At 38.1% G+C, this 23,987-nt stretch carries 23 protein-coding genes; 5 read left to right on the forward strand and 18 right to left on the reverse strand.

Features of this window, described 5'->3' with window-relative positions:
* Positions 1–203: 203 nt before the first annotated feature.
* The 8 genes from pbp4 to AC1Z3K_RS00130 form a co-directional block, all read right to left on the reverse strand.
* Positions 204–2,234, reverse strand: coding sequence for a penicillin-binding protein PBP4(5) (pbp4, locus tag AC1Z3K_RS00095; protein WP_461731427.1), 2,031 nt, complete (start codon positions 2,232–2,234; stop codon positions 204–206).
* 750 nt (positions 2,235–2,984) lie between these two features.
* On the reverse strand, positions 2,985–4,985 hold the full coding sequence (gene tkt, locus AC1Z3K_RS00100; RefSeq protein ID WP_461731428.1) for a transketolase: 2,001 nt from the start codon (positions 4,983–4,985) through the stop codon (positions 2,985–2,987).
* Between the two features lie 304 nt (positions 4,986–5,289).
* Positions 5,290–5,988, reverse strand: coding sequence for a D-allulose 6-phosphate 3-epimerase (gene alsE / locus AC1Z3K_RS00105; RefSeq protein ID WP_426081692.1), 699 nt, complete (start codon positions 5,986–5,988; stop codon positions 5,290–5,292).
* Between the two features lie 204 nt (positions 5,989–6,192).
* Positions 6,193–7,293, reverse strand: a complete 1,101-nt coding sequence (locus AC1Z3K_RS00110) for a PTS fructose transporter subunit IIC (protein WP_461731429.1) — start codon at positions 7,291–7,293, stop codon at positions 6,193–6,195.
* Between the two features lie 92 nt (positions 7,294–7,385).
* The gene (locus AC1Z3K_RS00115; RefSeq protein ID WP_426081694.1) at positions 7,386–7,835 is read right to left on the reverse strand and encodes a PTS sugar transporter subunit IIA; all 450 of its coding nucleotides are present in this window, start codon (positions 7,833–7,835) and stop codon (positions 7,386–7,388) included.
* A 19-nt stretch (positions 7,836–7,854) separates the two neighbouring features.
* Positions 7,855–8,172: a PTS fructose transporter subunit IIB gene (locus tag AC1Z3K_RS00120; protein ID WP_461731430.1), complete on the reverse strand. Its 318-nt coding sequence runs from the start codon at positions 8,170–8,172 to the stop codon at positions 7,855–7,857.
* Between the two features lie 11 nt (positions 8,173–8,183).
* Complete coding sequence (locus AC1Z3K_RS00125; RefSeq protein WP_461731431.1) at positions 8,184–8,624, reverse strand: PTS sugar transporter subunit IIA; 441 nt, start codon at positions 8,622–8,624, stop codon at positions 8,184–8,186.
* Complete coding sequence (locus tag AC1Z3K_RS00130) at positions 8,614–10,095, reverse strand: BglG family transcription antiterminator (RefSeq protein ID WP_461731432.1); 1,482 nt, start codon at positions 10,093–10,095, stop codon at positions 8,614–8,616. The genes AC1Z3K_RS00125 and AC1Z3K_RS00130 overlap by 11 nt, the downstream gene beginning before the upstream one ends.
* Positions 10,096–10,912: 817 nt before the next feature.
* On the opposite strand from AC1Z3K_RS00130, the gene AC1Z3K_RS00135 reads away from it, so the two are divergent.
* Entirely contained in the window at positions 10,913–11,404 is a 492-nt protein-coding gene (locus tag AC1Z3K_RS00135; RefSeq protein ID WP_461731433.1) for a matrixin family metalloprotease, read from the forward strand.
* 10 nt (positions 11,405–11,414) lie between these two features.
* A complete protein-coding gene (locus tag AC1Z3K_RS00140) occupies positions 11,415–12,230 on the forward strand; it encodes a hypothetical protein (protein WP_461731434.1) in 816 nt (271 codons plus the stop codon).
* 70 nt (positions 12,231–12,300) lie between these two features.
* On the opposite strand, the gene AC1Z3K_RS00145 is transcribed toward AC1Z3K_RS00140, so the two are convergent.
* Both AC1Z3K_RS00145 and AC1Z3K_RS00150 read right to left on the reverse strand, forming a co-directional pair.
* A complete protein-coding gene (locus tag AC1Z3K_RS00145; RefSeq protein WP_461731435.1) occupies positions 12,301–13,194 on the reverse strand; it encodes a peptidoglycan recognition protein family protein in 894 nt (297 codons plus the stop codon).
* Entirely contained in the window at positions 13,195–13,428 is a 234-nt protein-coding gene (locus tag AC1Z3K_RS00150) for a hypothetical protein (protein ID WP_461731436.1), read from the reverse strand. It lies immediately after the preceding gene.
* A gap of 64 nt (positions 13,429–13,492) precedes the next feature.
* On the opposite strand from AC1Z3K_RS00150, the gene AC1Z3K_RS00155 reads away from it, so the two are divergent.
* Positions 13,493–13,876 (forward strand): tyrosine-type recombinase/integrase, encoded by a 384-nt coding sequence (locus AC1Z3K_RS00155; protein ID WP_461731437.1) that lies wholly within the window; start codon positions 13,493–13,495, stop codon positions 13,874–13,876.
* A gap of 135 nt (positions 13,877–14,011) precedes the next feature.
* On the opposite strand, the gene rplS is transcribed toward AC1Z3K_RS00155, so the two are convergent.
* From rplS to rimM, 5 genes are all read right to left on the reverse strand, one after another.
* Positions 14,012–14,359: a 50S ribosomal protein L19 gene (gene rplS, locus AC1Z3K_RS00160; protein ID WP_426081698.1), complete on the reverse strand. Its 348-nt coding sequence runs from the start codon at positions 14,357–14,359 to the stop codon at positions 14,012–14,014.
* An 812-nt stretch (positions 14,360–15,171) separates the two neighbouring features.
* A complete protein-coding gene (locus tag AC1Z3K_RS00165) occupies positions 15,172–16,200 on the reverse strand; it encodes a YeiH family protein (protein ID WP_426081699.1) in 1,029 nt (342 codons plus the stop codon).
* 242 nt (positions 16,201–16,442) lie between these two features.
* On the reverse strand, positions 16,443–16,613 hold the full coding sequence (locus AC1Z3K_RS00170) for a VOC family protein (RefSeq protein WP_461731438.1): 171 nt from the start codon (positions 16,611–16,613) through the stop codon (positions 16,443–16,445).
* Positions 16,614–16,738: 125 nt separating this feature from the next.
* Positions 16,739–17,500, reverse strand: coding sequence for a tRNA (guanosine(37)-N1)-methyltransferase TrmD (gene trmD, locus AC1Z3K_RS00175; protein ID WP_426081809.1), 762 nt, complete (start codon positions 17,498–17,500; stop codon positions 16,739–16,741).
* Positions 17,490–18,014 (reverse strand): ribosome maturation factor RimM, encoded by a 525-nt coding sequence (gene rimM / locus AC1Z3K_RS00180; RefSeq protein ID WP_461731782.1) that lies wholly within the window; start codon positions 18,012–18,014, stop codon positions 17,490–17,492. The genes trmD and rimM overlap by 11 nt, the downstream gene beginning before the upstream one ends.
* 319 nt (positions 18,015–18,333) lie before the next feature.
* Here rimM and AC1Z3K_RS00185 point away from each other — a divergent pair, with 319 nt between their 5' ends.
* Entirely contained in the window at positions 18,334–18,933 is a 600-nt protein-coding gene (locus tag AC1Z3K_RS00185) for a TVP38/TMEM64 family protein (RefSeq protein WP_461731439.1), read from the forward strand.
* Positions 18,934–19,093: 160 nt separating this feature from the next.
* A complete protein-coding gene (locus AC1Z3K_RS00190) occupies positions 19,094–20,896 on the forward strand; it encodes a glycerophosphoryl diester phosphodiesterase membrane domain-containing protein (RefSeq protein ID WP_461731440.1) in 1,803 nt (600 codons plus the stop codon).
* A 92-nt stretch (positions 20,897–20,988) separates the two neighbouring features.
* On the opposite strand, the gene nth is transcribed toward AC1Z3K_RS00190, so the two are convergent.
* The 3 genes from nth to AC1Z3K_RS00205 form a co-directional block, all read right to left on the reverse strand.
* Complete coding sequence (gene nth, locus AC1Z3K_RS00195) at positions 20,989–21,639, reverse strand: endonuclease III (protein WP_461731441.1); 651 nt, start codon at positions 21,637–21,639, stop codon at positions 20,989–20,991.
* A gap of 10 nt (positions 21,640–21,649) precedes the next feature.
* The gene (locus AC1Z3K_RS00200; protein WP_461731442.1) at positions 21,650–22,366 is read right to left on the reverse strand and encodes a DnaD domain protein; all 717 of its coding nucleotides are present in this window, start codon (positions 22,364–22,366) and stop codon (positions 21,650–21,652) included.
* Positions 22,367–22,485: 119 nt separating this feature from the next.
* Entirely contained in the window at positions 22,486–23,985 is a 1,500-nt protein-coding gene (locus AC1Z3K_RS00205; protein ID WP_461731443.1) for a carboxypeptidase M32, read from the reverse strand.
* Positions 23,986–23,987: the final 2 nt, after the last annotated feature.

The raw sequence follows: 23,987 nt of genomic DNA on the forward strand, positions 1-23,987 counted from the left end.
TCTTCTTTTTATCTTTGAAAGTTGATTAACTTTCTGAATACTCTCTGCTTTTTTTATAAATGAAAAGCTGCACAAACAGAATATCAGCAAGCTGTTGGTACCGTATAAAATTTCCCTTCATTCCTCATATAAAAAAGCGAGCGGCACTGCTTGTTTCGCAGTTGCCGCTCGCTTTTTTTCCTTTACCAACTAACTGCCTCGTATCATTGATAATGTTCTTCCAAATATTGAACAACTCCGCCAGCTTTTTCTGTAGCTGTACCGTTTTCTCTTGAGTTTTCAGACATAATAAGCCCCATGAAATTACGATTATCCACATCGAAAAACAATAAAAAGCTGTTCTCTGTACCTAATGTATCCTGCTTTTCTTTTATTTCAGCAGTTCCTGTTTTAGCAGCCAATGTAAAATTGGGATTGTTTAAGCTATATACATATCCTTCCGGCGAGGCAACACTGTCAATTAAATCATTTAATACAGTATTAGCCGCGTTAGCACTGACAACTTCGTTTTTACTTTTTATTTCTTGATCCTTAACAATTTGAGGATACACAAGAGCCCCGTCATTCATAAATACACTGTACATTGTCAGTTGAGAAATCGGTGAAATCATTAATTCACCTTGTCCATAAGCTGTATCGGCCAAAAGAATTTCAGAGTGAAAAGTTTCTTCATTAGAAATACTTGCAGGTTCAATATAGATGGGTAAATCCAATTCTTCACCAAAAATGAACTTATTCAACCCGCTGCGAAAAACCTCCTCCCCCATTTCCAAACTCTTTTGCGCAAAGAAAATATTATCTGAAAAGACCAATGCTTTTTTTAAATCAACCGCAGGTGTTTCTTTCACCCGTGTCGTCCAAAAACCGCCCCAGCTTGCATCCTTTTGCCATTTCAAACCATTAATTTCCCGTTCTTCTGTTGTATTAATGTGCCCTGAATCCAAACCAATAGCTGCAGTAATTGTTTTAAAAGTTGAACCTGGTGCATAGCGATTGGCATAGCGAGCCATGAATGGCAGATTTGTATCATCTGCATAGACTTTATACTCTTCTTCAGAAATTCCCAAAACCATTTTATTGGGATTATAAGATGGCGCACCTGTCGCCACCAGCAGTTCACCTGTTTTAGGACTTGAAATAACAGCCGTAGACGGCTTACCTGCTAAAGACTCGTAGGCAATTTTCTGTGCGCCGCTATCAATTGTCAATGTGATATCTGCTGGCTGAATCTTTTCAACCGCTAGCAAGTTCTTCTTAACTTGTCCATTCTTATCTAAGATATCAACACTTACACCGTTTTTACCTCTTAGCTTCTCGTCGAAAGCCGCCTCTAAACCAGCTTTTCCGATATAGTCATTTTCCGATAACGCAGGATTTTCCTCAATATCCTCTGCACTGACTTTACCCACATAACCTAATAAATGTGCTGTCGCTTCCCCATAAGGATAATGTCTCTGATTGATTTTACCAATCGATGCTCCCTGAGGAAGCGCTGCTATTTCCTCAAAGCTGATACTGCTTTCCAGTGTTTTAAGAGGGACAAACAAATCATCCTTCACCCATGTTTGATTTAATTTTTCATTGATTATTTCTGTCGAAATAGCGAACTTCTCACTAATCGCCTGTATGTGCTGGGCCCGTTGTTCGCCCTCACCTAATTGACCAGGAGTTATTCCCAGCTGCTGATAATCATAGTTCTCTGCGATTTTCTTGCCATTTCTGTCGAGGATTTCCCCTCGTGTTACCTCATCATTAGCCACACTGACTGTATCCTCAGCACTCATTTCCGGAAATAGTAAAGAAGGCTGCCACTCAAATGAATAAGCTTCGTCTGTTTTTTTCATCGTTACTTGATATTTTTCTGTAGAGATTTCACCAAACTCTGTGTCCAGCTTTAAGGTATAGGATAGTTGATAATGATTCTTTTCCTTCTCGGTTGTTGAGAGATTCTCCACCTTAACATTTTTTACACCAATCCCCGAAAAGATTGACTCATACCTTTGGATCGTTTTATCCTTAGAGGTTGAATATTCAGCAAAGGATTTTTCTGTAAATAATTCATTGTATTTTGAAAAATCCTGCTTTGCTAGTGCCTCTGTGTACTTATTAACCGCATTAGCAACATCCTTTTTTTCCTGTTGATTTTTTAAAATGAAAAAACCTGCTGCCGAACAAACCACCACGCCAGCAGCCAGCGCACCAACAAGCAGCCTATTCCTCTTTTGCTTAGTCATTGTTTCCCTCCCAAACTGTTGTTATACCGATAGTAAAAATAAAATCGTTCTTACTGCATTTTATAATGTCGTTTCAAGTAAGCATAGATACTTTTGTAAAAGTTATTATTTATTTATCAGATTCTTAATAGTTTATCTTCATAAAATTTAGCAACAAGTATAGCCCGTCAATGAAAGAGAGCATCGTTAAAAAAGAGATACCCTTTCATTACTATACTCTTCATAAACCATTAAATCCTCAAAAATCTCAAAGACAGCTAAACCTATTTCAGTTAGCATCCAGCAAATTTTATGCCGCAAACTTAATAAGATTTTCATACAAAACTTAGCTACTTCCAACTATCACATGATGATTGATCTTTGACGCCTACCAAACTAGTCCGGTTCTTTATGAGGTTCTCTTTAAATCAAAAACTTTAGTTTTTCTTTTGAAATATTTAAGGATTCACTAGCGACTAAGGTAAAAAAATAACTCTACCTCATAAGAAGTAGAGTATATCAATAAAGGGTCTAACACTGTGGGTTGTTAAACACGATATAATAATATAATATACATATTTCCAAAATAAATCAAAACAAATGTTGTACAATCAAACAATTAAACTAGCTTCATCAACCTTTATTCGTTAGAATGATTTAGTTTTATCTTTTTCATCAATAAATTAGCAACCTATCATGCTTGATTAAAGTTTCTTTTACTCATCTAATTTTCTTATATCTGAGCAGAAAAATAGAATATTTTTATCAAATTTATTGTAAAAAATCTTTATACGCAGTTACAACTGCTTCAGTAGTAAAGCCATATTCTTCAATAATTTTATCTCCAGGAGCACTGGCTCCAAAACAATCGATTGATATTGCCTTCCCAGCCTTGCCTACATAGCGATCCCAGCCAAAACTTGAACCAAGCTCTATAGAAATACGTCTTTTTACAGCTTCAGGCAGTACCTGTTCTTTATATTCCTCTGATTGTTCTTCAAACAAATCAAAACTAGGCATTGAAACAACGGAAACCTCAATTCCTTCTTTTGATAACTCCTGTTGTGACTGAACTGCCAATTGCACTTCTGATCCCGAAGCAATCAGAATCCCATCTAAAGACTCGCCATTTTGCGGGGAAATAACATAGCCGCCTTTCGCAACTTTCTCATCAGCCAATTGCTTCGTCCCCTTAATAACAGGCAGATTTTGACGGCTCAATACTAGAACCGTTGGCTTATCTTTTGTTTCCATTGCAATTTTCCATGCAGCTCTCATTTCATTTCCATCAGCTGGACGAATAACTTGGACATTTGGCATACAACGCAAGCTTGCTAGATGTTCAACCGGTTCGTGGGTAGGTCCGTCTTCACCCACAGCAACAGAATCATGTGTAAGTATATAAATTACTGGTGTTTTTTGGATAGCTGCTAAGCGAATCGCTGGACGTAAGTAATCTGCAAATACAAAGAAGGTACCACCATATACTTTTGTCCCGCCATGTAATTGAATACCATTCATAGCAGCTGCCATCGCAAACTCGCGAACGCCAAACCAAATATTGCGCCCTTCATATTGATTAGGTTCAAAGTCCAGCTCATCCGCTATCATTGTATTGTTAGAGCCAGATAAATCAGCTGAACCACCCCAAAGATAAGGAACTGTTCTAGATGATGCCTGAATCATCTCTTGACTCGATACCCGGCTTGCCTGACTTGAACCAACATCATAAGAAGGTAATTCAGCAGCCCAATTTTCTGGTAATTCTCCTGTAAATGCTTGCTTGAATTGCTCAGCCAATACAGGATAAGTACTCGCATATGTTGAAAATAAGCGGTTCCATTCATCTTCTGCTTTTTGACCATCTTCAATCATTGTTTTTCTAAATCGACGGCTTACTTCGACTGGTACTGTAAATTCAGGATAGTCCCAGCCATATACAGCTCTAGCTGCTGAAATACCAGCTTTCCCTAAAGGTGCACCATGAACAGCTGATGTTCCTTGATTAGGAGCTCCATAGCCAATAACCGTTTTTACCTCAATCAATGTTGGTTTTGTTGTTTCTAATTTTGCTTGCTCTATTGCTTTAGCAACGTCATCCAAATCATTTCCATCATTAACTAGGATATGCTGCCAGCCGTAAGCTTCAAATCTTTGCCCCACGTTTTCTGTAAAAGCCTTTGCTGTGGGTCCGTCTAAAGAAATATCATTTGAATCATACAGCACAATTAACTTTCCTAATTTCATATGTCCAGCCATTGAGGCCGCTTCTTGTGATACACCCTCCATTAAATCGCCGTCTCCGCAAAGCGAATAAGTATAATGGTCAATTACATTGTATTCCGCTCTATTAAATGTTGCCGAAAGGTGGGCTTCTGCCATCGCCATTCCTACTGCCATCGCAATCCCTTGACCCAAAGGACCCGTAGTCGCCTCTACCCCATCGGTATGATGGACTTCCGGATGTCCGGGAGTTTTACTTTGCCACTGACGGAAATTTTTCAAATCATTAATGCTTACCTCATATCCAGAACAATGCAGCAAGCTGTATAGCAGTGCCGATCCATGCCCGGCAGATAAAATAAACCGATCACGATTAATCCACTTTGTTGAAGTTTTTGGGTTTACTTTCAAATACTTTGTCCATAGGACATAAGCCATTGGAGCAGCGCCCAGAGGTAATCCAGGATGACCTGAATTGGCCGATTGAATAGATTCAATACTTAATGTCCGCAGTGTGTTAACTCCTAATTCATCAATTTTATCAAACATTCTTTTCCCTCCAAGAAAGGGTTCGGGACAACGTAATATGCCCAAACCCTTTTTCTCTAAAATCTAAATAAACGGTGAGACATCAGAACAAGAACTTTTTTGTCATCGTAGTGACTTACAACCTCCGGCTACACAAGGAGGTCGGGATATGAATCAATTTCCAGATTTTTAGTACACCTAAATCCGAATAATCGTTGGAACAGAAACAATTAGCTCATATTAATAAACCCTAATTTACCCAAATGATTAAATAAGTTCTTTTGAATTTTATCTTACAGCCGAGGAAATAGCTGCTGTCTTAACTTTAAATTTCTGATGGCATTTTCTTTCCAGTCATCTCTTCGTAATCAGTACTCATAATTTTCCAGGCTTTTTCAATATCTTCATCTAGTCCAAATAACCCGCTTCTTCCGACAATATAAATGTCTGGTCCTGCTGCATCAATCCGTTTAAATGATTTACGATTTGACGATCCATCCATTTCGATTACATAATTATAGCCCTTTTCTTTACGTAATTTGCGTAAATCAACAATTTTATCAAGGGTACTTTCAATAAATCTTTGTCCCGCAAAGCCTGGGTCAATTGTCATGATTGTGATTTTATCCAGTAAATCAATATAAGGGAAAATTGATTCAATTGGTGTTTCAGGATTAATGACAATTCCCGCTTTGAGGCCTGCATCATGAATCTGATCAATTAAACGAAAAGCCAAACCATCTAAAACCTCTGCATGCATACATATCCATTCACATTTAATATCCACAAGCTGCTGAACCCAAAAGCTTGGGTCTGTCACCATTAGATGAGCAGACATTGGCAAATCTGAAATTTTTCTTAACTCCTCAATAAACCATGGGGATAAGGTAATGTTTGGTACGTAATGACCGTCCATTATGTCTATATGATAGGAAGCAACACGAGTATTCAAAAAAGTAATCTGCTGCTTAAACTTGTCCAAATCCATCGTCATTAATGATGGAGAAAATTCAACTTTACTCACTCTAGCTCTCAACTCTTTCTTTATACTATTTTATAACTTTGCTATTCTTTCATAACTAGCCATTCTTCTGTGTGTGAATGGCGTCTAAAAAAAATCGGGACAGCTAAAAGTACCCAATCTGTGCCTCCGCTAACCCAGCCCTTTTACAATGTTTACGTTTGATTGTCTCAAGATTGCTGTTTTTTTAGCTTGCCTATTTGCTTTCTAGAAAATTTGAATATCATCCAAACTAATTTCATCTTCTTCCTTTTCTACTAGTGAGGCTGCATCTTTTTCAGATACATCTTTCTTAATAACCGCTAAGACTAAACCAGTGACTACTGCATTTACAACGATTGCAATGACACCAGCCAGCGGTTTACTCATCGTCGGAATCATCAAGACTCCGCCAAATGGTACTGTGGCATCTGCGCCTAAAATCATTGTTGTTGCCCCACCGACAAAACCACCGATTGCTGTGGCTATAACTCCCCGGACAATGTCATTCATGACTAAAGGAATGACTCCTTCAACGATATTAATAACCCCCATTGGAACAGCTGATTTTAACGTTTCAACCTCTAATTTTGTATAGATATTTTTTCTCAATAACTTGGCAAAAAAGAAAGCCAGACCAAATCCTATAGGTGTTGCTGTGTTAACCAATTGTAACGCCGTAATCGGGCCGTTTAAACCTTCTGCCTGCATCGTTAAAACAAATGCAAAAACTGTTTTGTTAATCGGTCCGCCATAATCTACACCACTCAATAAGCCAATTACGCCGCCAAAAATCAAAAGAGAAGAGTTGCCTAGACTATCTAAAAAGTTGGTTAATAGTGAAGTTAATGCGGTAATTGGCGTACCGATAATATACACCATGATTAATCCGCCTATAATCGAAGTCAAAAATGGAATAATTAAAGTCGGCATTAATCCTTTCGCCCAATTCGGTAATTTTACATAGTTCAAAATTGCAACTACGAGATATCCTGCTAAGTAGCCGCCCAAGATACCACCGATAAAGCCGGCGCCGATTGCATTCGCCGTTAACCCGATAATGAAGCCCGGAGCAATTCCTGGTTTCCCAGCGATTGAAAAAGAAATGCCTGTGGCTATAACAACAGGCAGTAAGCCTAATCCAGCGCCCCCCATAGTTGCTAAAGCGTCCCAAATAGAAAATTCTCCTGGAACAAGGGTCCCTTGACTTGATCCGCCAAAGCCCATACCAATCGCTATCAAAAAGCCGGCGCCGCAAACAATCGGGATTAAATACGAGATGGCAGTTAATAAATGACCTTTAAGATTGAGTTCTTTTATTTTCTTCATTTTTATCCTCCTAAACAATACTTTTATTTTTTTGAAGCTTCTCTGCTCCAACCCTTAAGAAGTTTTTGCAGCAAGTTATTTTTGTGGTTGTATTAAGAGAAAGCTTTTACTACATCCTCTGCTGATTTAGACTGAATAAGTTCTGCAACTATTTCATCATTTCCAAGTTTTCTAGCAAACAAAGACAATAGTTTGAGATGGCTGGTTGCTCCATCATTGTCGTCCCCAACTGCAAAAAGAATAATTCCTTTTACACCATTTCCATCCAAAGATTCCCAGGGTATTTCGTTGTTGTTAATGCCAATAGCTACACCAATCGTATTTACATACGAGCTTTTTCCGTGTGGAATAGCTATATAGTTTCCTATACCAGTTTGCCCTTCTGCTTCTCTGGCATAAATATCTTTTATAAATCCATCAATCTCGGAAATATTTCCATTTTTAAGCAAAAGATCAGCTAATTCCCTTAATGCTTCATCTTTCGTTTTTGCATTCATATTTGTTTTTACTGTGTTCAAATCAACAATATCTTTTACTTCCATCATAATTCCTCCTAAGAGTTTACTTATCCTGCGCAATAACTTCCTGCGCTTTTTCAATCAATTTATTAGGTGATTTTACAGCAACCTCTGTGGGAACCTGAATGATTCTTTTTCCTTCAAAACGCTCTCTTCCCGAAATTTTTACATCAATTGCTAAAATCACAATATCCGCTTCCTTAATCTGCTCTTCGGTTAACTCATTTTCAATTCCGATAGTGCCTTGCGTTTCCACGTAAATGTCATGCCCTGCTTTTTTGGCAGCATTCTCCAATTTTTCTTGTGCAATATAGGTATGGGCAATCCCAACAGTACATGCTGCTACGCCTACTATTTTCATCTTTTTTCCTCCTAAAATTCTTGAATTTCTTTATAAAAATCGGTTTCTGTTTCCATAATCAGCAACTTTTCCAAAAATTGCTCATCTGCCAATTTCTTAGTAAATTCGCTGATTTTCTTTTTTTCTTCAATCGTTTCATCTTTCTTTAGTAAGATGGCAATGATTAATTTTATATTTCGAATATCTTCCGTCCATTCGGTAATTTCTTCTTTTAAACGAATTAAATAGACTTCACTTTTTCCTAACAGAGAACTTTCCAAATGCGGCAATACAACCTGTTCCGCAATCTGGGTATTTCCAACCTTTTCTCTCTCAACTAAAGAATGAACAATCTGCTGCTGCTCTTCAATTCCTAAAAATGGAACAGCTGTATCAGCAATGAATTGATAGACTTGCTCTTTAGAAATTGATGCTTGATTTAGGAAAACCTGATATAAAGGGTTAGCGTTCATGGTATATCTCCTCGATCTTCCTCTGAAGTCTGTGCTGATCGTCCACAGTAAACATTGCACTCACTAATAAAGATTTAATAGATAGGCTGTCCTGCAAGTGAATGGTTGTGAGAATCAATTCAATATCAGAATGTTTTTTTAAAGACTTTGCTACATTTCGAGTAGCAACAACATCGACAATTTGTAGTTCAGGAAATTTTTTCTCAACTTTTACTCTGAGTAACTCAGAAGTACCTACCCCAGTTGTACACATAATCAACGTTCGAATAGGCAGCTGGTTGGTTTCAATAATTCGAGCAAAGTATAGCGTAATGAAGCCATTTTCATCTTCATTGATGACTGGTAATTGATATTTTTCACTCACTGCATCCGATACATCTGTTATTTTGCTAAAAATCATTTCATAAGTCATTTTTATTTGGTCCAGCAAACTATTTTTTACTCGTATGCCATTTTCAAGTCGATTCAGCATTGGCTTAATATGATTAGCCAGCTCTAGAAAAATCGTATCATTGGCAATTAAAATCTTAAGGTGCGTACTCATCTCATCTAAATAAAACTGAGTAATTTGCATAACTCTAGGAGAAAAGTTGGTTGCTTTACTGAATGAGCCCTGCATTCTGGAAGAAACTAAGTATTGATATAGATAGTACGCTTCTATTTTGGGAAGTTGTTTATTCAAATAATTTTCGATATTTTGAATGGTTGCTTGAGCAACTTCCTTAAGTGCTAAATCCTTTTTTAGTTCTGTTTTTTCCTCGTTAGATAATTTTGATTTTTCAGAAACAACAACTTTTCGCGAACGGCTAATTAAGATATACAAATGCGAAAATATATTTACGTTGTATGGATGTGGAATCATAATATCCAACTTCTTTTCGATAATTCTTAATTGATCCAATACGAAAAGTACATCATAGTTATTAAAATTCAGCTCTTTATTGGTTCGAAGATCATCAATATCAATAATATTCAACATCTGGATTCTGTCAGATATAGCTTTTCTAATAGCCCCTTCTTCGCCAATAACAGCCAATGTCCGGTTTTTACGCCTGAGGGCCAAATCATACCTTTTTAATTCTTCCGCTAACCGTTGTTCATCACTGAAAATCACTGAATCTCCAACATAATATTCTTCAAACAACTCATAAACATTTTTAGGTTTGGGAGCAGACAACAATAATTCCTCTAAAATTCGACTACGCCGTTCTTTTGGTGAAAAACTGCTTTTTTTATCAAATGACTGATGGTTTTGCTTCATATATCTTTCGTAGTCTAACTTGTATCCCCGTCCTTTCTCAGATAATATGAGAGAACCCTCTAAGACTTCATCGTTAATCTTTTTTATTAAACGATAAACAGTCTTAGAAGAGGCATTTAGCGCTGCTGCCAATTCTTCTGCGGTCATATAATCTTGTTTTTTCGAGAGAAGCAACAATAACTTTTGCTCACGTTCTTTTTTCGAACTCATAGCAACCCCTCCTTGATATATTTATCATAACTCATTTAATAGAAAACGCTTCCCTAATTTTTGTCCCTTACAATGGTCACTTTTGTGAACCATTAGAACTGTTACGGAAAATCATTTAGGCTTCCAGCTAAAGTGTATCTGAAAAGTAGAGCGGCAGCTAAATTTTTCAAGGATTATTGTGAAAATCAAGAAAAACATAGCTTGTGTGGTGCATCAGCGAGCCGCCAGTTCTGTTTACTTTAGTATCTTAACAGAATGATAAGCGCTGTTTCGATAAATTTTCTTTGAAATAAACAAGTACCACTTATCTTCGAGAGATAGTTATATAAAGATTCACTGTTAAAATTTTCGGACACGCTCTAAATATAACAGGCTGCTTTTATATGTTGTTGTAATAAATAACTAATCTTAGTATGTTTTCATATCTATAAGTAACCTGTCCGCCCTGGTGTGCTTCTCCTATAAATTTCGTTCTGTCTTCCCTTCTCAGCCACGCTTCACGGAACATAATGAAATCATTGTTCTGCACATCAAACTCGCTTATCTCACCAATCCTAAGCTTTTCTAACAGTTCATCATATTGATTAATCACCTTTTAGCAAATGCTGTCACTTTTCTTGTTGTCTCTATTAATATTTAGAAATTTTGATATATATATAAATCGTCTCATGAATTAATTAACAACATTTATTCATGTATTACAGACTAAATATAACATTTAAGCTTGACTTAATTTGATACTTCAATTACTATAAAACGACATAGTGTGTGATTTATTTTATATCAAGGAGGACTTATTAAAAAGTTATTAATAACAATGTTTGTTGCTATGCTATTACTATTTGCTTTTCCAGTAAAAGGGGAAGCATATGCATTATGGAATTATTGGTTAGGGGGATCCAATAAAACTTTAAGGTATAATCAGCCAGGCACTAAACATAGTTTACAAGTTGCTCATGCTGATATTCACTGGAACAATCAAGCTCCAGGAACTATTCAACGAATGGATAATGCCGCTAATGTAAGACTTTATGATGTTAATAAGGGCGCTAATAAAGTTGGAGGGGTTACATCAGCAACTAGTAGAACGATAGAATTTAACGATTATTATATGATTCGAAGTAATCACCCTTATACAGAGGAATTTAGCTTTATGATTGCGACTCATGAGTTTGGGCATGCGCTAGGAATTTGGCATTCAAGTGGTCCTAAAATTGTTATGTATGGCAGTTTTGGACCTGGTATAGTGAATAATGTACCAACCGCGGACGATAAAGCAGGCTTAATTGCTTCTAAAAAAAGATGGTAGAGGTGAAATAATGAGAATAACTAAATTAAATTCATTTATAATTTTAAGTTTAGTTGTCTTCTCTCTTTCTGCATGTGGAAATGAGAAAAAAGAAGGAGCTCCAACAACGGATGAAAGTACGACAACTGACACTTCAGAGAAAAAAGATATTTTGGCATCTCTGGGATTGGAAAACCAAAATGATGTAAACACTCGAGACGAATCACTTTCAATCAGTGTTCTAGAAAGTTCTTATATGGGAGCACCTACTTATGAAGGAAAAGTTTTAGAAGCTGACAATGTTTTTGTTGCAACAGTAGAAAATATGGAAACAGTTTATCCTGATCCACTATACGATGAAAAAGGTGAACTAATTGCCAGTACACCGAAAACTATTTTTGAACTGAAAGTGCTAGAAAATCTGAGAGGAGAACTTCCAATAAACGAAACGATTAAAGCATCTAGAGATTTCTTCGGATTTGGTGATGGACCAGAAAAAGGTAAATTTATCACACTCATTGAAGATGATATCATTCCTGAAAATGGAAAAACCTATGTTTTTCTTACTTTTGTTTTGGATGGGGAACTTGCTATCTTGCCAGGAGGAGAAACTCCTAGTAATCTACCACTTGAAAATGCACCTATGGATTTAGATACTCAGTCAGAAGAAGTGATTCAAGAAATCGTTGACTCTTCATCAAAAATCCATGAAGTTGAAGAACAAATTGAAAATGAAGAAACAGTTTTTGCTGAAATAGGAGATACACTTCTCAGCAAACCGGAGATTGAATCTCGTATTGCGGGCCAAGGAAATGAACCTGACTTAGACAAGGTCGTAGTGGAATAAAATCTATTTTCCAGAAAATTTTATAGAATAAGAAACCCTATCTTTTATTGAGACAGGGTTTCCTTATTGTCTATTTAGGTATTGTTAAATACCATTCATTGAAACGCAAATCAGATGAGCCTTTTCGGGTATTACCTGTAGCGTCGTTTGTGCAACGAGCCATGATGTAGATAGTTCTCCCTTTAAACTTTTTGGCATCAAAAGAAACATCAAATCCAGTTCCTGACGATGTACTGTACATTTTAGCAACATCTGGTCGATTCTTACTAGGTGCTTTAACTCTAGCTAGCTCTTTCCCTGTTTTATAATCCATCACGAAAATATATTCATAATCATAGTTTCCGATATGCCAGCCAGTTGCTACTAACTTGCCCCCAGACAGTCCGAATTTATCAAGATGACCTTTTGACAGTCCTACATCTTTTACTGGATAATAAGCACCAGCAGTCAATGGATTGGAAGGTTTTGGTTCGCTGCTACCAGACATATATTTTTTTATTTCCTGAATATAATAGTTTTTGACACCTGCCAGAGCTGCTCCATGAAGCTCCCAACTTCTGTGAGGACAGGAAGTTGCTACAAACTCTCTATGTAACATGACCGTTGTTTGATTGGCTTCCAGTCCATATCGTTGTAAAATCTCAGCAGCAAGCTTAAAACAAGCTTGTTCATTCGCCATGAATATATCTTTATTTCCCATCGATTGACATGCTTCAATACCAATATAATTCACATTTCCTACAGCATTTGCCGTATGCCACGCCATATTTCCTTCGTTCTCGGCCTGAAAAACACCATCATTGGCAATATAATAATGCGCAAATCCATTTACTGCATTGTGTGTTGGCAACCAGTTGCGATAGAAGGCAACATTAGCTGCCTGACTCCCTGCATCGTTATGAATGACAACGCCGACAGGATTCTTTCCTCGTGCTCCTGATACACCTGAATAAAAATTAACCATTTATGTTACCTCCTGTAGTTTATGATTTGGAATGGATAACACTTGACCTTCGACATCAATTTTAGAGAATATTTCATTTGCTCGGACCACAGAATACTCACCAGAAAACTTGAAAAAGTCTCCAATAGAAAAACCATCGAACACTTTTTTATTTCCTTCACTATCTAATTCTGTAAATCCAGAGGTTTGATAACTTTCTACTGCCTCTGCTGTACCTTTCTCCCATGAATCCATTTCTATAAATTCATCTGCTATTGTTAATGGAACTATGTTGTATAGAGAGCGCTCTGTTACCGAAATGAAAAAATCTAGTTCAACTAAAACTGCTGCTGGGATGAGAGAAGTTGACCTCCCTAGCAAAGCAATAGCAATTTATAACCAGTTGCTGCAATTAAACCCTACCGGAGATTTTTTATTTCAAACATCTAATGGTATGCCATTTCATATAACTGCAATAAATATGTACCTCAGAAATCACAAGAAAGATTTTGAAATAGAAAAGACTTTGAGTTCTCATATTTTTAGACATACACATATTTCTAAACTAGCAGAGTTAGGCGCTCCTATTTACGCAATACAAGATAGAGTAGGTCATGAGAATAGCGATATCACTGAAAAGATATATTTACACGTAACTAAGAATGTAAAAGACAAAATTAGAAATGACATTGAAAAATTATAAAAGCCTGCCCCTTTTGTGCCCCTTTACAAATTTCCTAAAAATAATCCTTTACTTATTTCAGTAGAATAAATAACTGATAAAAACAAAAAAACCTCTTGATAATCAAGAGGTTTTCGTATAGACAATAACAAATTATTATCTTCTGATTTCTTTGATACGAGCTGCTTTTCCGTGTAATGCACGTAAGTAATACAGTTTTGCACGACGTACTTTACCGTAACGAACAACTTCAATTTGAGCGACACGTGGTGTATGTACAGGGAATGTACGTTCCACACCTACACCGTTAGAAATTTTACGTACTGTGTAAGTTTCGCTGATTCCAGCTCCGCGGCGTTTGATTACTACACCTTCAAAAATCTGGATACGTTCGCGTGTTCCTTCGACTACTTTCGCGTGAACACGAACTGTGTCCCCAGGGCGAAATGCAGGAATATCTGCACGCAGTTGTTCTTTTGTTAATTCTTCGATCAATGGATTCATTTTATCCTTCTCCTTATACCGAATATTCTTATGAGCATACTCGTCACAGCGGAATACCGTAATAGTTGAGCACTTTTGCACTCACCAATGAATTTTACCACAGCACCTAATGTCTGTAAAGATTTTTTTCTTTACAAGTATCAAGGAAACCCGCCAACTCAAAGATAGTTTCTTTTCTGATAGCTGCAGCTTTATTTAAAATCACTAGTGTTTCAAAGAAAATAAGGCAGTTCATCATGTTTCAGACTAATAGAATAAGCAGTGAGCCGGAAGCAACTCGGTAGAAGATCATGGCCGATTTCATTCCTAAATGAAGTCAAACAAGCTGTAGCTGAACTTGAAAAACAGCTTGTAATTCCTCATTTGCTTTTAACACTGCTTGTTCTTGGTTCTGAAGCATAGCTATCCATAGACAAAAAAGTCCTTTATGCTACTCTTGGCAGAATCTAACCATAAAACAGCTGTATTTTCGTAGCGAGCATGGGGCAAAGAATCAAGTAATTATTGCACTGATCCCCTCACTATTAACCTACTTGATCAAGAGAGAACTGCGAACAAGAGCCAGCTTGTTTCAGCTAAAGCGCTCCTTTCATTATCTGAAGTTTGAGCCAGCAGAAAATTGGTTGGAGAGAAACAGGCCTGATGGCTAAACATTTCAAGTGAAGGATATCGCACTTGGTTTTAGTTAAATAGTTCGTACAAATTCTAAAAAAGAGTCATCCATTGCTTAAGCATTCGAATTTTCACCTTGTTCACAGATTAATATTTTCAGATTATATCTCTACAACTCTAATGATTTAAAATACCTTGAATCAATTCAACAGTAAGAAAATCAATGCTAAAGCGGCAATTGTTTGAAAGCCGCCCACTGAAATACCGTAAATCATAAAACGCGGGCCTTCCTTCAAGAACTTTTTCAAATTTAGTCTAAGCCCAATCGCTGCTAGAGCAGTTGTTTCAAACCAGGTGCTGACAAAGTGGGCAGAGTCAGAGATCAATGTGGGCAGCTGAAATAGACTATTTATAATACAGACAACTAAAAATCCTGTAACATACCAAGGCAGCGATTGTTTCTTTTTTTTCACTGAAACAGATGCTTCCGCTGTTGATAATACGCTTCCTCGATTAGCCCATTTTTCAAAAACAAATACAACCACCACCAGCATCATAATACGCAAAATCTTGAACAGCATTGCAAACTGAACCACATCCTGATTGATTAGACTGGCACCAGCTACGACCTGACCTACGGATTGAAGGGTACCGCCCAGCAGAGCGCTTTTAGGAATCAGCTCTGAAAAGAGCTGCTGACCAAGAAAGGGCAGTGTCAGCATCATTACTGTTCCTAATAGATTAACCAAAGTGATAATTTGTCCCTTTTCTTCATCCTTTGCACCAATTGCTGGTGCAATTGAGGCGATGGCAGAAGAACCACAAACTGCATTGCCTCCTGCCATCATTAAAGACATTGATTGATTAAAGCCTAGTTTTTTTCCTATCCAGTAGGTAAAAACGATTGTTCCAGCCATTAGTAGTAGAACAAATAGGACTCCCATAACGCCCATTTCTGCGATGGTTTGGAAAGTTACAGTTGCTCCTAATAATACGACAGAGAACTCCAACAGCTTGCTTTCAGCGAATTTTGTACCTGCATCCAACTGGTCTTGATGTCCTATTGTATTGCCCAAAACGATTCCTAAGAGAATCGCAATTGTGGCACCACCCAGCTGCGGTAAAAAAACAGCCAAGCCTTTACTAATCACAGCAACAATTACTGCCAATGACAGTCCCAGTAGAATAGGACTTTTTCTCAAATTATTAATCCATTGTTTTATCTTCATGTTATTTTCCCCTCACATTTCTTCATCATTATACCTCGTCTTTATCATTCATATGATGAATTATCATGATAGGTACTATTACGAAACTCAATGAAAACTATTACATATAAATAAAATCAACATTTTCATTATACGAAAGAAAATGTTGATTTAGAAAAATTCTGTTCTTGAAAATTCTCTTTTCAGGAAGCAGATAGTTATTTAAATTTTTGACCGTAATGCAAATTGATTATTTTCAGGATCTATAAACAGTGCATTGCGGTATCCCATGGCTGATCTCGAGGCGGAGCAATGACTGGCACATCCATTTTTATTAGCCGTTGAAACTCCTGATCCACATTCTCTACACCAAATACCAATGCAACAACTGGCGACGGTACAGCTGCTTTATCTGGATTTTTTAGAATCGCCAAGGTCATTCCTTCATATAGAATATCCTGATGAATGTCATCTACCTAGCTTGCAACTTTAAGTACCTGACAATAAAAATCACTTAACGCCGGCACATCCTCTGCCAAAAGACAGATACCGCTAAATTTCATTCCTCAATCTCCTTTGCAGCCTCACGCGTCTCTTTTTCAATCTCATCAAGCAGCTTTTTCATTTGTTCCGTCAATTCTAGTTTGTCCAACATGTCCGGCCGTCTTAAAAAAGTTCTCCGCAGTGATTCTTTTAGCTGCCATTCCTCAATCAGTTTATGGTTGCCGTTCATCAGTACTTCAGGAACCATCATCCCTTGGAATTCAGCAGGACGTGTATATTGAGGATGCTCAAGCAAACCTGTTGAATGAGAATCCGTTTGAGCGGATAAATTATTGCCCAGCACTTCTGGAAGCAAACGTACCGTGGCATCCACCATAACCATTGCGCCCAGCTCACCGCCAGTCAGCACATAATCCCCTAGAGAAACTTCGTCGGTTACCAAGGTTCGAATCCGTTCATCGTACCCTTCGTAATGACCACAGATAAATACCAAATGTTCTTCTCCAGCAAATTCTTCCGCCGTTTTCTGATCAAACTGCTTGCCAGCCGGATCCAACAGAATCACTCTTTTTTTTGTCTCCGGTGTCCGTTCATTGATAGCAGCAATTGTGGAAAAAATAGGCTGTGCTTTTAACAGCATTCCTGCGCCGCCGCCATAGGGATAGTCGTCCACCATTTGGTGCTTATTATCAGAGTAATCTCTAAAATTATGCACTTGAATCTGCAGCAGTTCTTTTTCCACTGCTTTGCCAATAATCGATTCTCCCAGTGGCCCTTCAAACATCCTAGGAAACAAAGTTAAGATATCAATCTTCATCGTCAATCAAACCTTCCGGAATCTCAACTGTGATTTCACCCTTCTCAATATCAACCTTCTTAACAACCGATTCAATATAGGGAATCAAGGCATCTTTTTTCTTCACACGCTGTACTACCCAGACATCATTCGCTCCAGGAGATAGAATTTCTTTTACCTTACCGATTTCTGTTCCGGCTTCATCAATGACCTTCAAGCCAATAATCTCATGGTAATAGAATTCGTCTTCATTTAACGTGTTTAATTGATCCTTAGCAACTTTCAAAATACCATCCCGATATTTTTCTACATCATTAATCGATGGATGTCCCTCAAAGCTTACAATATCGAAATTTTTATGCTTGCGATGGCTTTTAATCGTCAATTCTACCGGATTTTTTCTTTCCTGAAATAACAGTAAGACTGCCCCTTTTTTATAGCGAAGCTCTGGAAAATCCGTCTGAGAAATCACACGAACCTCTCCTTTAAGTCCTTGAGTATTTACAATTTTGCCAACGTTTAGATAGTCTGTCACTCGTAGCCCTCTTTTCATTCATAATCCTTTATAGTTTATCACTTTTAGCGATTGAATACCACGAACAATTATATGCCAGGGTAAATAACCAAGTCCTTCTGCCGCTTCTATTCTACATCTCAGGATGTAGGCGATAATCGGACCATAACTTTTTATTCTTTCGGGCTAAAGTTTGATGTACATCCTTTTAAAATACACTATAATAATTATAGAAATGCTTCCTTACAACTTTGTTATTCAATTTTGTTATGGATTGATGTTAAAATAGAAATATCTTAAAAAGCTTAACTAGCAAAACCATTACAAGGAGCTGAGAAAAATGAGTATTGCCCTTTCCAGAAAAATTATCCAGATGATCTCATTCATTGGCATCATCGCTACTATAATCGTGACTATTTACTTTTTAAAACTGGGTGTTTTCCAGGATACTAATGCCTTGAGAGGATTAGTGGGCGATTCCGTCATTCTCGGTCCTGTAATTTTTATGCTCATTCAGATTATTCAGGTAGTTATTCCAGTTATTCCAGGTGGAATTAGCTGTGCGGCAGGCGTTTTAATCTTTGGTCCAGTTGCCGGCTTCATCTATAACTATGTGGGAATTGCAATAGGTTCAGTCATTATTTTCATCTTGAGTCAAAAATATGGAAAACCGCTGATTCTTAGTCTGATTAGCGACAAGACTTATAATAAATACATTGGCTGGCTGGATAATGAAAAACGCTTTGAACGATTGTTTGCCTTCGCCATTTTCTTCCCGGTTGCTCCTGATGATGCACTTTGTCTGATGGCTGGTCTGACAAAAATGTCTTTAAGAAAATTTACGATGATTATTATTCTTGCGAAGCCATTCTCTATTGCAGTATACAGCTTAGCGCTGATGTATGGAGGAACGTTCCTGAACTCTTTATTAGGCTTTTAAGCAGAAAAATTTTATACTATAATTACAGAGGACGAGGGAGAAGTATTCAGCTGCTTTAAAAGAGCTGCTTCTGTCTCGTTCTTTTATGCTAATGATTTATTTTCCAGACAGCACTTAGCTGCAACTCGGAAAGATGCTAACACAGATAGGATGACGAACAATGAACTATTTAAAAAACAGTCTAATTAATATTGTTGATTTTCTAAAAAGCACGACCGCCTATTTCCGGGATGTTCTTCTTCTTCACGGATTTATGCTTTTTATTCTGCTCCCTTCTTTATCAAGCTTGACCAAATTTATCCTGCGTCGGGGCAATATTGATTATCTGTCCTACGACTCTATCGGAATTATTCTAAAAGAGCATCCGGCTGTTTTAATCTCTCTCCTGCTGGTACTAACCGCCATCGTGATCAGTGTCTTTTTTGAATTTACGTTCTTATTGTTAAGTGTATTTTTTATCAAAAAGAAAGAACCGATTTCTTTAAAACAGCTCTTAGCTGGTACCTTTAGCCAAATCAAAAAGATTAAGCCCAGCACATTCTTATTCTTTTTATTCTACTTCTTTCTTATTTTGCCTGTTAGCGGTTTAAATTTTAACTCTGATTTACTTGCTAAGATTAAAATTCCAGCGTTCATTTTGGACTATATTTTTGCTAATCGGGTGATTATTATCGCCGCAGTAATTATTGCTTATCTGCTGTTGATTTACCTATCTATCCGTTTAATATTTGCACTGCCGGAAATGATTTTAAGAGATCGGAAATTCAAAGAAGCTGTTGCAGAAAGCTGGCAGCTGACCAAAAACCGTTTCTTTAAAATTATTGGTCAATTTATTGCCATCGGCGGAACGATTCTTCTGATCTCTATCATTGGCTATGCAGTCATTTTCATTTTTCAATCCTTTATGGAAGCTCAGTTTCCCACTTATGCGCTGCAAAGTGCGGTAGCAGCTATGACGCTGCTGCAGCTAATGTTTCTGCTGAACATTGTCTTTTCCACTGTAGGTATTTTCTATATCACGATTGATTTTATGGATGATGAGGGCTTCCTGCCGACACTACCTTCGTGGTTTGAAAGGGAAGAGAATGCACCTGCTGCCCCCTGGACCTTTACTAAAGTAATGCTGTTTGCTATCGCTGCGGCTCTTTTCGGTATGGGTGTAGGGACATATAATACCAATTATCTAAGTAATTACTCAATCAAAGAACCTTTGACCATTTCCCATCGAGGCGTTGATGGCACAAACGGTGTTCAGAACAGTCTGGAAGCTATGAGAAAAACCAGTCAGCTTAAGCCTTCTTATATCGAAATGGATATTCAGGAAACCAAAGATCACCAGTTTGTGGTGATGCATGATTTTAATCTTAAAAATCTGACTGGTGTGAATAAACGGCCGAATCAGCTGACCTTAGCTGAATTGGAGAAACTGAAAGCGAAAGAAAACGGGCAGGAAGCTTCGGTTGTATCCTTTGATGCTTATCTGGCAGAAGCGAAAAAACTGAACCAGCCGCTGCTCATCGAAATAAAAGCCACTCCTCAGGATAGTCCAGATATGCTGAACAACTTTATTAAACGCTATAAGGATATCATCATAAAGGAAAAGCATATTATTCATACACTAACCTTTGATATTGCAGAAAACCTAAAGGAAAAAGAACCAGATTTTCAAGTGGGCTACATTTTACCATTTAATATTATCGGTCCGCCTATTTCTAAGGTAGATTTTTTTACAATGGAGTACACCACCTTGAACCGAAACTTTATCGATGCCGCTCATAATGACGGCAAAAAGGTCTATGCCTGGACAGTCAACGATGAAGATACAATGACTCGGATGATGTTCTACGGCGTAGACGGACTTATCACAGACCAGATGGAGCTTTTAAAAGAGACTATCAAGACAGATTTAAAAGAACCCACCTACTCTGATAAGCTTTTCTATTTCGTTACAGGGATTGGTTAAAAAAGAAGCCCGAAAGCCTGAGAGATTCTCTCACGCGCTTTCGGGCTTCTTTCGTTTACTAACACTCTTTAGCTTCAGACTTTGCTTAAATATTAAGCTTTTGCTCTCATTCGCTCTTTCCCATCCTGACACATGTACAACAATGGGCATACCTCACATTTGGGATTTCTAGCCAGACAATGGTAGCGGCCAAAAAAGATCATTGTATGATGGGTTTTGACCCACAGCTCCTTGGGAACCTTCTTCATCAATGTTTCTTCAACCTCAGTCACGTTTGCATCCAGCTTGCAAATCCGCAGCCGCTTGGATACACGTTCGACATGAGTATCCACCGCAATCGCCGGTTCTCCAAACGCATCTCCTATGACGACATTTGCTGTCTTTCTGCCAACTCCCGGAAGAGAAATCAATTCTTCTCTTGTTTTAGGCACTGTGCCGTTAAAGCGCTCCAGCAGTTGAGCTGCACAGGCTTTGATGTTTTTGGCTTTATTTCTGTACAAGCCAATCGTTTTAATCTTGCTGATAATATCATCCACCGGCGCTTCTGCCAACGCTTCAGGAGTTGGATATGCAGCAAATAAAGCAGGAGTTGCCTTATTTACCGATACATCGGTTGCTTGTGCACTAAGAATAACCGCTATCAACAGCTCAAAAGGATTCTTATGCTGAAGCTCCCCAACTGCTTCCGGGAACATGTCATACATAATCTGAATGGCTTCCATTGTTTTTGCTTTTGAAATCATTACCTTCCTCCTATTCGCTGTCTTCAGGATTCAGCCAATTGTGCAGTGTTACCTTAGGCAGCGGCTCCTGTACGCTGCTCTCTGCTTCAATTTCTTTTTGCTGCAGCGCCTGCTTGCGCCGCTTCTGATCTTCGGCTATCTGTTCCTTTGTAGTTAAATTCTTTCTTTCCCATGCCAGTAATATCCGATCAATATATTTTAAGCTATATGCCTGATTCAAAACGGCTTCTCTAAGGGCTAATCGGATGACCTCCGGTTTATAACCATCTGTTTCCAGCCACTGCCCAATCATTTCCAGTTCAATAGGCGAGAGCGGACGTGAAAATTCTTTTTCAAAATCCTGATAAAGTGTTTTCACTGCATTTTCCTCTGACTGCTGTTCCTTTTGAATCAATTGTTTCTTCTTCAAACCGGCAATCTTATCAAATATCGGCAGTAAATCGTAGGTATCCATCATCTGACCCTGCTCATTTTGCTTTGTATCAATTCGAATATATCCTCTGGAAACCAGCTCGTTCAACAGCTGATAAACCTTCTCCTTCGGCTTTTCAAGCATCTCGCTAATTGCCAGCAGGTCGGGGAAAAGGTCCCCTTTTTTTTGGGAACGGTAAAGCTGCAGCCAAAACAGAAATTCTTCATCACTCAATCCGATTTTTCGATAATTTTCGATAACAAGATTAGAAACGACGGTTTCCCCGGCTTGTAAATAATCATTAATGGATAACACAGCTGTCCATCCCCTTCTTATCTATAAAAATAGTTCTAAGCAGCTCTCAGCAGCATTCAAAATGAGCTTGTTTTATCTATTTTAGCATAAAATAGTTTAGAACAAACACTCTCTATGACCTATTTTTCAACTTGATAAACATCAAAATAAACAGACTTCATATAATCAAGTAAATAAGAGGCCTTCAGCTCTTCTCCAGTAGCACCGACAATCAGCTCATTCGGTTTTTTCGAAGCCCCGTAACGATGAATTTTCTCTGTCATCCAGTTATAAATTGGTGAATAATCATCTGAAAGAAGGACTTCATCAATGGCAACCTCCTGCTGCAGCGCATGGTTCAGCTGGGCAGCGTACATATAGCCTAACGCATACGATGGAAAATAGCCAAAGCTCCCGCCAGACCAGTGAACATCCTGCAAGACTCCTTCCAAATCATTCTGCGGGCGAATTCCTAAATATTCTTCATACTTGTCTGCCCAAATAGCAGGCAGCTGTTCCAAATCAACAGCATCATTGAAAATCATTTTTTCTATTTCATAGCGAATAATGATATGCAGCGGATACGTAAGACTGTCCGCTTCAATCCGAATTAGGCTGGACTTAGTTTCTTTTAACCCTTTATAGAATGTATCAAAATCAATATCGTCAAAGGTTCCCTCTGTACATTTCTGGAACAGCGGATATTGTTTCTGCCAAAAATTCCGATTGCTGCCTAAAATGATTTCATTAAACAAAGACTGTGACTCATGAATACCCATTGAAGCCCCTGTTGACAATGGCGTGTAATCATATTTTGAATCGATGTTTTGCTCGTAAATACCATGTCCGGCTTCATGAATAACACCAAACACAGCCATTGAGAAGTTTTGCTCATCCCAGCGGGTAGTAATCCGTGCATCGTTGCGGTTCAAATCAAGCATGAAGGGATGAACAGTATCATCCAAACGTCCTTTAGAAAAATCGTAGCCCAGCTGTTCAGCAACCCTTGTTACAAATGTCCGCTGCTGTTCCTTTGAAACCTTTCTATTCAGAAAATCTGTCCGCGGCGGTGTTCCTTTTTCTGCCAATTCTTTTCTTAGTTCAATAATGCCGGTTTTCAGCTCAGCAAAAAGCTGATCCAGTTTTTCCACTGTTAACCCCGGTTCATACTGATTTAAAAGAACATCATAGGGGGTCTTTTCATCCTTTTGCCAATAGGGAATAAATTCTCTTAAATAGGAAACAAGACGGCTGATAGATGGTTTCATGCCCGCAAAATCCTGATCTGCTCTAGCCTGCAGCCAGGCAGCATGAGCGTTAGAAATCTCGCCGTGATACGCCTGCATGCGCTCAGCGGGGATGCGGTGGTTTCGCTCGAATTCTTCCTTAATCTCCTTGAAAACCTCCACGCCAACCTCTGAAAGCTTCTCAGGATGCTCAGAAAAAAAGGTTACTGCTTCCTGAATAATTGGTCCTGTACTTTTTTCAAATGCCAGCTTGTTAATATAACCGACAACTTCTCCACGAAATTCATTGGAGCCTTCCGGCATACCAGTCTGGCTATCCCATTCAAGCAAGCCTAATGACTGGTTCAGTAAATCAATTTCTTTTACTTCCTTCAGAAACTGTTGTTCATTCATGC

Source organism: Enterococcus sp. LJL128, assembly GCF_056924295.1.